Genomic DNA, 13,979 nt, shown 5'->3' with positions numbered 1-13,979 from the left:
AATGGATCGCGGCTCCGGCGACGCCGGGTGACCCCTGGCTGCAACTCGTCACCATGACGGGCAAGAAGTGCCTCGGCGTCAAGGATGTCAGCTACGACATCGGCGCACCACCGCAGGTATGGACCTGCAGCGTGAACTGGAACCGGCGCTGGAACATTTCCTAGCCGCGTGACGCAGCGGCCGGGCCTGGTGCGGTGTCGACCAAGCCCGGCCGTTGCGCAACCAGGGTCAGCAATCCTGAACGCGCCCCACTCGCTGCCACCAACTCCTGTAGCTGCCGTCTAGGGCCTGTCTTGCCGATCATGAGGATCCGGCTTCCATCATTGACAGGTCAAACTCCAGGGCTACTCCGCCGGTGCGTGCGCGTTGAGCAGTGCCTCAAAGGCGGGGAACTGGGCTTGCGCGGCGGCGATCACCTCTGCGGTCGGCCGTCGGGCGGAGCCGGTGTGCCGCTGTGCGATTGTCGTCAACGCTGCGATGGGCTCGGGCACGCGCTCGATGCCGTCGACCGTCTCGAGCGGGCCGACGCCGTTCGCCAGCAGCCACCCCAGCTGAAACACCGAGCCGTCTCGTCGCACGCACCGCGCGCGTCACGCAAGGTTCGACCTCGGTCGACCTCATGCTTGCGACCGGGCTCCCTCGCGGCGATCTTCGACTTTGACTGCGGCGAGCCGTAGGGTCAAAGCGTGACGACGGGGCCAGGCACTTATCGCGTGGCGGACAATTCGCCCGTGGCGTTCGTGGATGCGCTCGCAGCGTGGGTACCGCTCGCCCATGAGGAGTTGGTCACGACGGCACGCCGGTACAACGCCGTCATCAAATACAAGGATCTCGGCGAGCACGTGCAGGAGCGGTCAGGCATCCGTACGCGCATGCTGTTGACCAACTGGATCGGGAAACTCCTCGAGGAGGTCGCCATCTTGGCGAAGGCTGCGGGTGGGCCGCCGCTTACGTCGCTGTGCGTACGTCAGGACGGCACGATCGGGGATGGCTACGCCAGGGCACCAAAATCGGTCCTGGGTGTCCCCGGCGAAGATATCGAGGCCTACGCCGCCGAGCATCGCCTTCTGTGTTACCGGACTTACGACGCTGTCGGCCTGCCTGCTGATGGTGGCCGACCTGAGCTGACTAAAGAAGTGGCCGAGCGTCGGGCAGCTCGCAAGGCTGCGAAGGAGCCTGTGCCCCGACCGCGCTGCCCGAGCTGCTACACCGAGTTGCCCGCGTCGAGCCGCTGCGACTACTGCGCATAGACTATGGGCCAGCCGGAACCCGCGGCACTGCGTTATGTCTCAAGTCGTCAGCGGAGCCCGCCCCACCGACGCCTTTGTACTGATGGGCACGCCCCGGCCGGTTGAATATGTCCCACGCGGTACAACGGACGTCGTCCCCACCGGTCTTCACGCCCAGCCCATTCGGGCTCGCCGAAGAGGTCACCGTCGAGGAAGACCTGCCCACAGGTTTGCCGGTGGGATTCAAGTCTCAGTCGGCCGGATCAGCACCGACGCTGGCGCAACAATGCCGCTGTTGCACGTCGATGCGAATTGACCGCCCCGGCTGGGGCCGGCGAGCAAGCATGAAAGCCGGCGCCAGCCATCGCACGGCTGAGGAGGTGGCAAGGTGAAGGACCCCGAGATCATCGACGTGCCTGGGCAGGTCCGGGGCCTAGCGGCCGCTGACCCGGACGGGCCGATCTACCTCACCAGCTATGCGGGCCGCAGCCCGAGCACACGCAACCTGTACACCACCGTCCTCACCGCGGTCGACCTGGCCGGAGGCAGGCTCTGGCAGCGCACGTACGCAAGCCATCCGTTCCCGCCACGCGCTGACGCCGACGGGACTGTGTGGGTGGCCCACCACGACGGCTACAGCACGCCCGTGTCACGCCTGCCTGCGGAACCGAGACGCTCTGGCCGTACGGGTAGAGCATGTGTTGCCCAGGTTGGTTTTCACCGCCGAACCAGGCGCCGGTATCGTGCCGCGCCACCAGCAAGGCGCTTCCGCAACAGGAAGCGAGCAGGTTTGTCGGGAGGACTTGTTCGTGGGCATGGAGCTGATCGGGCGTCGGCTGTCGGCCGAGGAACTGCGGGCCGTGTTGGACGATCCGGCGACCGTAAGTTTGCTGCTCTTCGGCGACCTCGACGATGAAGACGCAGAGATGCCCGATCCCGAGCTGGATCTGCACAAGTCATGGCATGCCCTGCACTACCTGCTGGCCGGCACAGCCGGAGAGGTGGACGATCCAGCCGCTGCGGCCGTCCTCGGCGGCGACGACATCGGCGAGGAGGGCGGTTACGGACCGCCACGCCTCCTCGACGTGGAGACGGTCCGCGTCGTCGCCGCCGCGCTCGACATGCTGGACGTCGACGCGTTGCGCTCCCGCTTCGACCCGGACGCCCTAGCGGCCGCAACCATCTACCCGGGTGGGTGGGATCGCGGCGCCGACGACTTCGACAAATTCCTCGCGCCGGCCTTCGCCGACCTCTGCCGCTTCTACCGCTCGGCCGCCGCCCAGAACCAGGCGGTACTACTTGCCATTGTTTGACATTGCCACTCGCACACACGACCGGCAGGCCCTCCCTTCCTGCCGGCACCGGCGGCCAACACCGTCCGATAGCCGTCGAACGTTCGGTCGGCGAAACTTTCGTCAAGGCAACTCGCGCAGCCGTCCTCGCCCACGCAGGTTGGGGTCATCGAGCAGCCTCCCCGGCTCCCGGCGTGCCTTCGAGGCTTCACGTTCGATGTGAGTGGCGGTGTCGCCGTGGACGGCACACCGACTCCGCGTTCCACCGGTCCGCTTGATCCGAGTCGAGGACGGGGCCTGCTGTCTACCGCCGGAGGTCCCCAGTGAGCGGCACGAACGTGCACGCGCGACGTCGCGCGCTGGCCGCGGTGATGGTCGCGCTGCTGACCGCAGGCGCGTGTTCCACTCCTAGCGAACCGTCGTGTTCACGAGCGAAGTGTGCCACTGTTGCCGATTCCCGACACCGGTCCCCGGACCAGCGCGGCAGATGAGTGCGCAGGTGGCGACTCGGCGATGAGTCCGATAGCCCCTGTCGAGGTGCCGGCAGATCCCGTATGCCGCTTGGTGGACCGATCCCGGCCGTCTGGTCAGGCAGGTGGGTCGTCCCGGTAGAGATCCGATTTCACATCTCGGCCGCTCCAGCGAGTGGCCGTAAGCTCCGGCCGCTGCCGGACGGGTTTGGGCACCCAGCCGTATCGTCTGGTGTCGGGCGCTTCGTTGTCCCAGTCAGCGATCAACGCGAACGGGTCCGGGATGATGCCCGCCTTATCGTCGCAGGTCGTCAGGACGACCATAAATGGATAAAAGCGCGTCTCCTGGGCCACATCGCAGTCGTCGGTCCGAGAAGCGACCAAGGCGCCGCACTTCTCGCAGGCTACGCAAGGGTTCCATCCCACGAGAGACCAGCAGCCGACCTGAACGAGGTCGTGGACGAATCGTGTGCCACGGACGTCGCCGGGCGAGAGCACGAACGTGTTGACGACCTGATCACGGCCGTAGACGGCCGCGTCGATCGCATAGGTGCCGGGTTGGAGCCGCGGAGGGTTCACATGGTGGTGGTCCAGCAGCGACCAGTGCGGTCCGGCGGGCAGCTCGACCAGCCGCAGCGGAACGCTCAACTCGTTCCCGCACGACGCGCACTGAAGGCTTTCCACTTCTGGAGTGTGTCATTTCAAGCCGAGCGTACGCATCCGCAAAGGGGCCATGCAGGGCCACCGCTGCCGCGACCTCGGACAGATCGTCGGCCGCCACGGCCCCGGTCACCCGATGCCGCCGCCACATGCTGCAAATCGGCACGACCTCCGACAGCTACCGGGGGTGACGGACGCTCCGCAGCAGCGCGCACGGTCGGCGGCAGATGAGGGCCCGCTACCTCGGCGATGCAAGAGGGTCTCCGGCATTCAGAGGGCGGCGATTGAGCTGGGAGCTCGTTCTTGCCGAGCCAGTGCGCGTATCACGTCCAGGGAACCGTGTCGCCAGGCGGCGAGGCTACTCAGCAGCTGGATCGTCGCTTCGGCCGCTGCCGTCGGCACCGACGGCGTCGGCAGGCTGAGGCTGACAGCGAGGTCGTCGACGTGCACGACCAGCTCCATGACTCGGGTCAATAGGAAGTCATCGACCCTCAGACCCCAGTCGCCGAGGTCCACGATGCGGTCGACAGGTTGTGCTGGCACTACGGCCCGCAGCTGGGTCAACGCGGCATCGACGGTGTCCGCCAGGTCCGCGGCGGTCGTCGACGCGGCTGCCTGCTCGCTGCGGCGCCGGATGCCGATGTTGTCAGCGCTGTCTACGCCTGACGTCACCCAGGTGTTGCCAGTGAAATGCTCCAGCACCGAGATCGCCGACTGTCCGGGCGCGGCGCTAAGGAAGGCCACCGTGTGCGTTACCTGGTAGGCAAGATGACGAGCCAGGCCGCCCGTCGAGAAGTCGGCCAACGCGCTGGGCGTGGACCACCGTTCGGCCAGTATCGGTTCGCGCAACAGAGCTGCTGCGGTCTCAGCGGCGTCGAGGAAGGCAGGTCGGATCATCGGGTGCACGCTATGCCCCGCGGGCGCCTGTTGTCATGGGTGCTCCTGCCCGCGAGGGGCAGTTCGTGGGCTGGAGCGCCGGCGCATCGGCATGAGCGGACGTCGCCCGACCGACGACCGGGAGAATCACGGCTGACTTCTTCGCATCCGCCGAAGAGGTCACCAGCTTGAAGTACCTGGTCAGGGCGTTGGTGGTAGGTCCACGGCTCCGCTGTGGGGGCGGTGGTGGTCGTACCAGTCGACGTACTCCAGGGTGGCGATCTCGACGTGGTCGCAGGTCCGCCACGGCCGACGTGGTTTGATCAGCGCGGTCTTGAGCATGCCGATCGTCGACTCGGCCAGGGCGTTGTCATAGGCGTCGCCGACCGAGCCTACCGACGGGTCGACGCCGCGCCTTATCAGGGCATGACAGGCTGTTCGGCATGGGCCCTGCCGACGATCGTCTCCATCCGAGGCTAAGGATCAACAACGGCCTGCTCCTGGTGCGGGATGGTGTCGGCACTTGGCTAATCCATGGCGCCGCCGACGGGTTGGTCTACCCGGCCGGGGACCGGCTCGTGTGGCTGTTGCCATTGCTGGAGCGCACCCCGAACGACGTCAGTGCGGAGCTGTCTGACGTGCCTATAGCCGACACACCGCTTCCCGCCCTCGTGCGGTTCGCGCTCACCGCATGGGGAAGCTACTGGCCGGCACTGGCACTCGATTGGCTGGACGCCGGCTGGCCTACCCGGGATCTGCGCGACGTACTGGCCGACATGAAGGACTCGCGCGAACTCTCCCAGCCGCTTCGCGACCGAGCACTTCGCCTCTGGCGCGCCTCGGCACATGCCTGACGGCCCGACAAGCCCGAATCTCGGGGCCTCCTCGACCAACGCCGGACCTACACCGCACTGCACGTCGAGTGCTCACGGTGGAACCGGCAGCCACGGAGGCGACAGCAACGGCGAGCACTCCGCGCGGGGGCGCTGACACCTTCGTGCACGCCAAAGAGGTCACCAACCAGAGGTGCCTGGTCAGGGTGTTGCCTGTGGGATAGCCGTCCCAGATAGCGGCACGCCGGCGCCCCCAGGGATGCCACTCGGATCGCTCCTCGTTGATGACAGTCGGCCGTGCGGCGACGAAACTCGACGGCCCGACATGCTGCGCCGCGCTATGCGTGTTTGAGGCAGCGAGAGGTGCTCCCAACCTGCACCCCCAAACCAGGGCGGCACCGGGCCGCCGACCGATTGTGAGCTCGGGCCCAGTGCTGTGGTTGGCGCCAGCGCTGGCTCCCGCAGCCGCATCGGTCGATCGGGGAGCACGCTCACGATCGACGCGCCTTGTCCGCGGCAGAAGAGTGAGCGCGGCACCGATCCGAAGCACGGTGACCTTGCCCGATCGAGGGCGGGGCGGTAGCCGGGCTGGCTGCCGTCGTCACTCGCCCTGCTACCGACTGCCCGGCGTACGGGACGGGTCGTGGCCCAGTCCATAGCCGGCGTGAATCTCCACCGCGCTCACTCCTAGCGCGTCGAGACCTCGGTTGAGCTCGCGGTACGCCCTGAACTCCGCCGTCACGTACTGCTCGCTCTCGACTGCGGCCGAGGGAGCCCAGCCGCTGCGGCCCAGCGCTGTCATCGCTGTCTGCATCGCCACCCATGGGCGGTGTCCGGTGACGCCGACCAGCGCATACACCCGGGTGAACGACACCGGCGGACTGACCTCGACAGGGCCGGGGCCGTCACAGGTCCGCCTGCCGACCCGTTGGGCGAGTGTTGTGGCCACCTCAACGGCACGGTCCGCGTCGCTGGTCGACACGTCGACCACAAGCGCCACGCGTGCCGTTGCTTGTTCTCTTATCAAGGCCTGCAGTTCGGTGGGGAGTTCTTCCGCCTCGGCCTCGGTCACAACGCCGCCATCGGTATTCGCTTCGGTGTCCTCCGGCGGGGCGGCATCGATGTCACCGGCGGCGTCGACGTCGAGCCAGTATCCGGTGTTGCGGAAATGAGCGGCCGCCTCGCGCCAGGCGAGATGGGCCGGTTCGGTGCCGTCGCCGGACACCGGCGGGGGCAGCTCATTGCCAGACAGGAACCCCCGTACGAAGTACCGGGTCTGCTCGGAGCAGTCGCCGATTTCCCCCTTCGACACCTGGGTACGGATGCCGCGCTCTGCGCAATAGGCGAACATGCGTCCGGCGAACGTGTGCGGGTTGCCGTCGAGGAGGTAGTGCCGTCCGCATCGCTCGGTGTCGAACCACAAATTGGGGTCGACGTCGGGCGGCAACGGCGGACGAGCAGGCACGGACATTCCACGATAGTAGGACCCACGTGTGCCAGAACGGCCGACAGCCCGGACCGGACTCAGCGATAAGCCTGCTCACAGCGGCTCCACAGCCTGGTCTCCCGGGCAGCCGCACGACCCCCCTCGCCAATGGCGCCGGCTCCCTGGCAAAGATCGGTACTCGGGCTTCGACCTACAGAACCGCATCAGCATGAGTCCACAGCGCAACTCGAACCGGCAGCGAAGTTCGCGCCGACACCCTCATCGGCATGAGCGGGCTGGACCAGCGGTAATTGACCTGGTGCCCGGAGGTACCGTGCGGCAAGCCCGATTCGCATATCCGTGCGTTCTGCGGCACCTGCTATGCCCGGCAGCCTCTCAGCAGGTCTACGGCTACCCTCACGCAGGGGCGTCAGATTCTGGTTGGGAAGCCCGGCGGCGCTGCACGGATCAATCAGCGCTACTTCCAGCCCAAGCAAGGTGACTAGGGCCGCGGCCCACGCTCAGCTTGGAAACCGCGTTGATCTAAACGACGCATAGAGACATTCTGGGGCAGGCGGCACGCAGCGTGTCTGCCTCGCTGGTCGCGTCCCGCGCTACCCCATACTGACCGCCGCATCGGGCATGCTACGGGCACGGCCATCTGGCGTCGAGGAGGGTTGTCATGTCGTTGGTCAAGAAGGGCTCTCGACTCATAACTGTTGACGGGGTCACCTACAGGTGGCGAGTGCGCGGCAAACCAACCTATGTCCAAGGGCTGTGTGAGCGACCGCTCGCTGTCGCTGTAGAACAGGTCGATTGCAAGGCCAGGGTGTTGCTGGTCAGCATGCCTCAGGACCATCCAAGTAACTGGATTGGCGGGTCGGCCGTGCCCGTTCTCCCGTCGGCGGTCGCTGCGATTGTCCGCAAGGCGTTGGCCGAGGGATGGCAAGCTACCCCGTCAGGCACGGCCTTCCTTATGACTGCGCCCGTGGGCTGATGACACGACGCTTCGGTGACCGGGCCACGTTCGCGGTGGAGATCGGCGAGGTCGAGCCGCACCAAATCCGCGTCGTCGACCTCTGGGCGGCTGGCAAGAGACTGCCCACCGAGGACAACTACGCCTTCCTCCCGTTCTTCATCCGCGTTATGCGGTCGAGCGCGGCGCAGGTGCGCCGACGCGACGTCAAGCCCTGTCCCTTCCCGGGCCGCACGCCGGAGGAGATCTTCCGGCTGCTCCACGCAGACGACACGGAGTTTCGGGAGCAGTTCTGGTTCATGCAGTGGGGCGAGACCGTCGACAACGTCTCCATGTACGCCTACCTTGACGACGACCTAGTGATCGGCTTCGCGTTCTGGCGGCCAGACCATCCCTTTCCGGATGACCTGGGCAAGGTCTTCGTCGCCAGGATCCCACCGGAGGAATTCGTGGCCATCGTCGAGGATGCAGCCGATCTGCTGGACGCCGAGTTGGTTGACGTCGAGCCGCCCCGGTGACCGAACCGCCACGCCCTACGGCGTCAAGCTCACCTTGACGACTCGTTCGTTCCGCCACGTCTCGGGGACAGGTAAGAGCAACCACGGTCCACCGAACGTCGGGGAAGGCCAGGCGGACAGCATCAACCGCGTCAACCTGGCCAACGTGCACCACGGGGATTTGTCGGCGGAGCTGTTGACGTAGCCCGGGTGCGTCGATGACGTACAGGGAACCATACCGTCGGTTCTCCCACACCACGCCGCCCGAGGCACGCAGTGCGCCGACCCGGCGGTTGTCACCGCCCGGATCGCGCAGACCCAGACCGAACGCGCCATCGCGGGCACCACCCCGCGCCGGATGAGCCGAGCAGAGATTTCGGCCCTGGTGACCGCGCTCGGCGACATCGCCACCGTGCTGCGCGAAGCCGACCCCGACGACAAAGCCGAGGTCCACCGGCAACTCGGACTCCGACTCACCTACGAGACCGAAACGCAAACGGTGCGCGCTGCAGTGGATCTCAGCGCGCACCGTGGGGTTATGGTTCGTGTCCGAGGGGGGATTCGAACTCTTGTACGCATCATATGTGTACCAACCTGGGGTGCACATGTTCATAGGTTACGGTACGGCCAGGGCTGACTCAAGACTGACCGCCATAACCATGTGTAAGTGTGCAGCCATCAAGTTGGATTCAGTCCGCTACGACCTCTCTGTCTGACATCGGCGGGCCACCACGAGAGCCGTTTTGCACGCTGGTGAACTTTTAGTCGACTGGCTTTGGCGGCAAGCCATATCGTTCGCTGTTGAGGGCATGTGGCTCACTGCCTTCAGCCGGAACCTGCGCGGGGTTATTGCGTACGTCCCAGCTCATGATCGTGCCGTCGTCGTAGGCGATGATGAGGGCGTCTTGCCACGACATGCTGCGCACTACCCCACGAGGTGTGTCAAGTACGCCGAGAGGCCGTCCCTCTTGAGCGCGCCAGATGTAGAGCATGTAGTCATCGCTGATCTCGGTGGCTCAGCTGCGTCCGCAAGATGGTTCGGGAGTAGCCAGCGGACTCCAACTGCCAGTACGCGCGTTCGACCGTCCGTGCACTCAGCCGCGACGCCCGGGCCTGGCTCACGTACGGGTAGCGAGCGGACCTGGCCCGCGTCTGTCCGGATCGGTAGCTCGTGTCCCACCATGATGGGATCGCGCCCGACTCGGAGGCACAAACCGTGCCCCCGAGTCGGCGCGACAATCGGCAGCCCGTTACCGGCGGCCGAACTTGACACTCACCTCTGCCACTGGTCAGGAGGCTACGAACTGCCACTGCTGGTTGGTCCCGCCGTTGGCGGTCCACTGCACGACCTGCGCCCCGTCGCTGGTCGAGGCGGCGGAGACGTCGGCTGCCAGTCCGCTGCTGCGGCTGACGATGGTGTAGTAGCCGTCACCGGTGGGCCGCAGGTACCACATCTGGTTGGTGCCGCCATTGGCTGACCACTGCTGCAGTTGCAGGCCCGCCGTGGTGCTGCCGCCGTTGACGTCCAGCACCTTTCCGGAGGCGGTGTAGCGCAGGGTGTAGGCGTCCTGCGTGGTGCTGATCGTCCACGTGGGGGTGCCGCTCTGCTGGACCGCCTTGGCGCCGTCGGCGGTGGAGTTGCCGGCGATGGCGAGGGGCTTGCCGCTGTTGCGGTTGACGATGCGGTAGGTGCCTGCTGCGGGCCCGGTTCCGCCGCTTCCACTGAGGTTGAGGTACTCGACCGCGTCGGTGAAGACGGTGCTGCCGGACTTCGCGGTCGACAGCTGCAGGTACACCCGGCTTCCGGTGGCGGGGGCGGTGAAGGACACCGGTTGGGTGACCCGTGAGCCGAGTGGGATGGTCAGGGTGGTGCTGCCGGACGCGACGAGGGTGCCGGTCGGGCTGTCGAGCCGGGCGGTCCAGGTGAAGCCCACCGAGGTGTTGGTGAAGTCGTCGTTGAAGACGGTGATGTTGCGGGTCACCGTGGCGTTTCGGGCGTAGCTGGGTACCGCCTGCGGCAGCGGGAAGGTGCCGTTCGAGTCCGAATTGCCGGAGGCGGACCAGTAGGGGAGGTCGACCGCGGCCACCGGGTTGAACGCCGCCTGCACGCGCTGGATCTGCGGGTTGCTCCACGGGTCGGGCAGGTTGTCCGCGCCGTAGATGGGGTGGCCACCCTCCTCCGGGGTGAAGTCGGTGGACCGCACTCCGGGCACGACGCTGGCCCAGGCGGACAGCAGCGTGTAGGGGCGCAGGTCGGTGGCGCCCTTGCCGCGCTTGGCCAGGGTTGCCGTGGCGAACCACTCGAAGCCCTGCTTGTTGTTGCATGCCGGCCAGATGAACTCGCCCTCGCCGTCGGGCCGCCCATTCACGGTGATCAGGCCCTCCCCGTACCTGCCGAAGCCGTCGACGTAGTGCGGGATCACCGCGAAGTTGGCGTACGTCATCCCGGGATACAGGCTGACATTCCCGCCGACGCCCACCTCGACAATGATCGGCCGGGTGCCGTCGGCGCCGTTCATCGCCGCGTACAGGTCCTTCTCGAACTGTTCGGAATCCTGGCCGCTCTGGTTCGGCTCGTTGTTCTGACTCCAGCGGATGATCGCGGGGTGGTTGCGGTCGCGCAGGACCAGCGCACGGGCGTGGTTGACCATGTTGTCGCGCCCGACGGAGTTCTGCCACTCCTGCGAGGATTGGGAGCCGCGAATCGCGACCTCGTCGATGATCATCAGGCCCATCTCGTCGGCGACATCCAACATGTACGGGCTCCCGGGCTCCTGGTGGATGCGCACCACGTTGTAGTTCAGCCGCTGGTAGTTGTCCACCGCCTGCGGCCAGCCGCCGTTGCCGGACGACGGGGGCAGGAAGCCGGGCAGGGTGTGGTACGCGTCGCCCTTGCCGCCGTTGTTGATCCGGTCATAGTCGCCACCCTGGAGGTTGTCGCCGCGGAAGTTCACGCGCACGCCGTTGAGGTAGTAGTAGTCACCGTTCTGGGTGGCCTCCCGGAACCCGAACCGGGACGTGGCGTCGCTGGTGTGCCCGTCATCGGTGACGGCATGCACCGTCAGCCCGTGCAACTGCGCCCGGTACCCCGACCGGTACGGCACATTGGGCCACCAGTACGAGGTGCTGTCGAGGTTCCACGCGACCGGCCCGACGGTCACGATCACGGTCGAGCGGGCCGCCACGGTGACCGTACGGCTGGGCAGTGCCGGGTAGCTGAAAGCCGTTCCGTTGTGGGACGACAGCGACCCGGTCAACGTCACCGACCGGGAACTGCCCGACGTGTTCCGCACCGTCACGTCGTAGGTCAGCGTTTTGTTCGCCACCGACGTGCGCACGAATGTGTCGCTGACGTACACCGCCGGGTACACCCGCAGGAACGCGGACCCGAAGATCCCCTGCGGTATCGCCTCGGACCACGTGGCGGCGTCGGGCACCAGGTACCGGCCGTTGGATGCCTTCAACGCGCCGCGGCCCTTCACGTTCACCGTGATCGTGTGGGTGGTGCCGGGCGCCGCGTATGCGCTGATGTCGAAGTTCGACGGGGTGAACGCCGTCGTCTGGGTGGCGACCACGCGGCCGTCGACCGACAGTGTCGCCTGGTGGTTGACGGCGCCGAACTCGATCCAGGTCGACTGCGGCTGCCCCGAGTCCGGCACGGTGATGCTGCGCGAGTACACCGCCTCGTTCACGTCGGTGAAGCCCTGCTTGTACCAGCCGCCACCGGGCACCGTGATCGTGGTCGCCGCCCGGCCCGCGGGCGTGAAGGTCCACGTTCCGCTCAGATCGATCGAGGTGATCGCGGCGCTACCGGCCGCCACACCGTCAAGTCCGGCGGCCGCGACACTCTGCGTCTCGACCGGCGCGGCCAGGGCCGACCCGGGGGGCGCCAGGGTCAGGCCACCCAGCGTCAGGGGCAGGGCGAGCGCCACGGTCGCGGCCAACCCTCTGGCCCACGCCGACAATCGGCCACCCCAGCGGACGTTCGTACGATGCACGGTTACCTCCTGTGACTCATCCGCCAACTCCGCAACACCGGTTCAGGGCACAGCCTCAAGGCCGATACTCGAATCGATTCGACAAAGCTGCCGGCGTCGCCGACCACCCGGGAAGGGTGGTTGCGGCCAGATACATAGGTACGTATTAATGGGTGCATCGAGCGTGAAGTCAAGGTTTCAAGACGGTTACTTCCTGCTCCTGACGCCTCGCAAGCTTCGAGTGGCCGCCGATAGTACGACCCTTCCGGAGTGCTAGGGCATCGCGCTCAGGCACTCCGTGTCGCCGGCCCACCGACGCGGCGCCGATCGAGTAGCGAACCGATTCGCCTCTGCGGCGCCCGGCCGCGTGACACGCCGAAGGCGTGGACAGCAGCACTGCCGTCTTCGGTGAAGTCGGCGGGCGGCCCGGCCTGACCTGTTCGGTTCGAAACTGGGGTTAGGGTGCTGGTAAGAAACGTGCTTCGCCAGCGTCACGGGCGGGTTACGGGATCTTGATGGCGAGCGTCTGACTGCGTAGACATGACAGCGCAATCATAGAGGACGATGGCCGGCGGCGGGAGGTGCCATGACGCGACTGGCGAGGCCGGGTGGAAGCCCTCCGACGCCGCGCAGCGTGGACGTCGCGCGGCTGGCCGGCGTCTCCCAAAAGACGGTGTCCAGGGTCCTCAACGACGAGCAGTATGTCTCGGCCGACGTGCGCCGGCGGGTCCTGGACGCCGCCGCGGAGCTCGGCTACCGGCGCAACCAGGCGGCCCGGGCGCTGGCCTCCGGGCGGACCCGGTCGATCGGCGTGGTGACGCTCGGCAGCGCCTTGTACGGGCCGGCGTCGTGGCTCATGGGCATCGAGCGGGCGGTCCGGGAGGTGGGCTACACGCTGCGGGTGGCCGCCACGATCGAGGGCGACCCGGGCGGCATCGCGAGCGCCCTGACGTCGCTGCTGGGCCAGGGCGTGGACGGCGTCGTCATCTCCGAGCCGATCGACGAGGGCGTCGGCCTCATCAGCGTCGACGTGCCGGTCCTGGTCCTCGGCGCGCCGCCCACCTTCGCCGCGCCGCAGGTGGTGACCGCCAGGGTCGGCGCGGGCCGGCTCGCGCGGGCCGCGACCGAGCACCTGCTGGAGCTGGGGCACGCGACCGTCCATCACCTGGCCGGCCCGCAGCGGTGGTATTCGGCACGGGACCGTCTCGCCGGCTGGCGCGAGGCGCTGCGAGCCCACGGCGCGGACGAGCCGCCGGTCGTCGAGGGCGACTGGTCGGCCGCGTCCGGCTACGCGGCGGGCCGGGAACTGGCCGGCGACGGCACCGTGACCGCGGTGTTCGCCGCGAACGACGACATGGCGATCGGTCTCATCCGCGCGCAGCTCGAGGCCGGGCGCCGCGTGCCCGAGGACATCAGCGTCGTCGGGTTCGACGACATCCCGGTCGCCGCCTACGTCACTCCCCCGCTCACCACCGTGCGGCAGCCGTTCGACGAGGTCACGCGGCAGGGCCTCGCGCTGCTGGTACAGGTCATCGAGAAGCCGGACGTCGAGCTTCCACCGGCGGCCGACCAACCGGTCGAGCTCGTCGTCCGCGCCTCGACGGCGCCACCACCGCCCCGGCCGATCCCGGGACGTGGCCGCCGAGCGATCCCCCATGCCCACGGTGGCCCGCACGGTCAGCCCGCCGGCAGCGAAGTCCCATCCACCCAGCCCTGATCAGCGTCGATCTGTCCACCTACGGC

The 13,979-nt window shown here is 67.3% G+C and carries 11 protein-coding genes; 5 read left to right on the top strand and 6 right to left on the bottom strand.

Going from position 1 to position 13,979, the window contains the following annotated elements; all coding sequences use genetic code 11:
* Positions 1-344 precede the first annotated feature (344 nt).
* Positions 345-560 carry a hypothetical protein gene (locus ACFYPR_RS12850; RefSeq protein ID WP_354858584.1) on the bottom strand — a complete coding sequence of 72 codons (216 nt, stop codon included), beginning with the start codon at positions 558-560 and terminating at the stop codon, positions 345-347.
* 171 nt (positions 561-731) lie between these two features.
* Here ACFYPR_RS12850 and ACFYPR_RS12845 point away from each other — a divergent pair, with 171 nt between their 5' ends.
* Together ACFYPR_RS12845 and ACFYPR_RS12840 are read left to right on the top strand one after the other, a co-directional pair.
* Positions 732-1,250 (top strand): hypothetical protein, encoded by a 519-nt coding sequence (locus ACFYPR_RS12845; RefSeq protein ID WP_354858581.1) that lies wholly within the window; start codon positions 732-734, stop codon positions 1,248-1,250.
* 794 nt (positions 1,251-2,044) lie between these two features.
* Complete coding sequence (locus tag ACFYPR_RS12840; protein ID WP_354858607.1) at positions 2,045-2,542, top strand: YfbM family protein; 498 nt, start codon at positions 2,045-2,047, stop codon at positions 2,540-2,542.
* Positions 2,543-3,108: 566 nt separating this feature from the next.
* Here the strand turns inward: ACFYPR_RS12840 and ACFYPR_RS12835 are convergent.
* The 3 genes from ACFYPR_RS12835 to ACFYPR_RS12825 form a co-directional block, all read right to left on the bottom strand.
* Entirely contained in the window at positions 3,109-3,675 is a 567-nt protein-coding gene (locus ACFYPR_RS12835) for a hypothetical protein (protein WP_354858579.1), read from the bottom strand.
* Positions 3,676-3,921: 246 nt separating this feature from the next.
* Positions 3,922-4,548 (bottom strand): maleylpyruvate isomerase N-terminal domain-containing protein, encoded by a 627-nt coding sequence (locus ACFYPR_RS12830; RefSeq protein ID WP_354858576.1) that lies wholly within the window; start codon positions 4,546-4,548, stop codon positions 3,922-3,924.
* A gap of 180 nt (positions 4,549-4,728) precedes the next feature.
* Entirely contained in the window at positions 4,729-4,947 is a 219-nt protein-coding gene (locus ACFYPR_RS12825) for an integrase core domain-containing protein (RefSeq protein WP_387183770.1), read from the bottom strand.
* Positions 4,948-4,970: 23 nt separating this feature from the next.
* On the opposite strand from ACFYPR_RS12825, the gene ACFYPR_RS12820 reads away from it, so the two are divergent.
* Positions 4,971-5,381: a hypothetical protein gene (locus ACFYPR_RS12820; protein ID WP_387183165.1), complete on the top strand. Its 411-nt coding sequence runs from the start codon at positions 4,971-4,973 to the stop codon at positions 5,379-5,381.
* Positions 5,382-5,973: 592 nt separating this feature from the next.
* Here ACFYPR_RS12820 and ACFYPR_RS12815 read toward each other — a convergent pair.
* Positions 5,974-6,831 (bottom strand): hypothetical protein, encoded by an 858-nt coding sequence (locus ACFYPR_RS12815; protein ID WP_387259905.1) that lies wholly within the window; start codon positions 6,829-6,831, stop codon positions 5,974-5,976.
* Positions 6,832-7,782: 951 nt separating this feature from the next.
* Here ACFYPR_RS12815 and ACFYPR_RS12810 point away from each other — a divergent pair.
* Positions 7,783-8,280, top strand: coding sequence for a hypothetical protein (locus ACFYPR_RS12810; protein ID WP_354858568.1), 498 nt, complete (start codon positions 7,783-7,785; stop codon positions 8,278-8,280).
* Positions 8,281-9,548: 1,268 nt separating this feature from the next.
* Here ACFYPR_RS12810 and ACFYPR_RS12805 read toward each other — a convergent pair.
* Positions 9,549-12,257 carry an RICIN domain-containing protein gene (locus ACFYPR_RS12805; protein WP_387259902.1) on the bottom strand — a complete coding sequence of 903 codons (2,709 nt, stop codon included), beginning with the start codon at positions 12,255-12,257 and terminating at the stop codon, positions 9,549-9,551.
* Between the two features lie 565 nt (positions 12,258-12,822).
* On the opposite strand from ACFYPR_RS12805, the gene ACFYPR_RS12800 reads away from it, so the two are divergent.
* Positions 12,823-13,953, top strand: a complete 1,131-nt coding sequence (locus ACFYPR_RS12800; RefSeq protein ID WP_354858565.1) for a LacI family DNA-binding transcriptional regulator — start codon at positions 12,823-12,825, stop codon at positions 13,951-13,953.
* Positions 13,954-13,979 lie beyond the last annotated feature (26 nt).

Origin of the sequence: Micromonospora sp. NPDC005254 (assembly GCF_042872525.1) — a bacterium.
GTDB lineage: Bacteria > Actinomycetota > Actinomycetes > Mycobacteriales > Micromonosporaceae > Micromonospora.
This window is presented reverse-complemented; position numbering and strand designations above follow the sequence as displayed.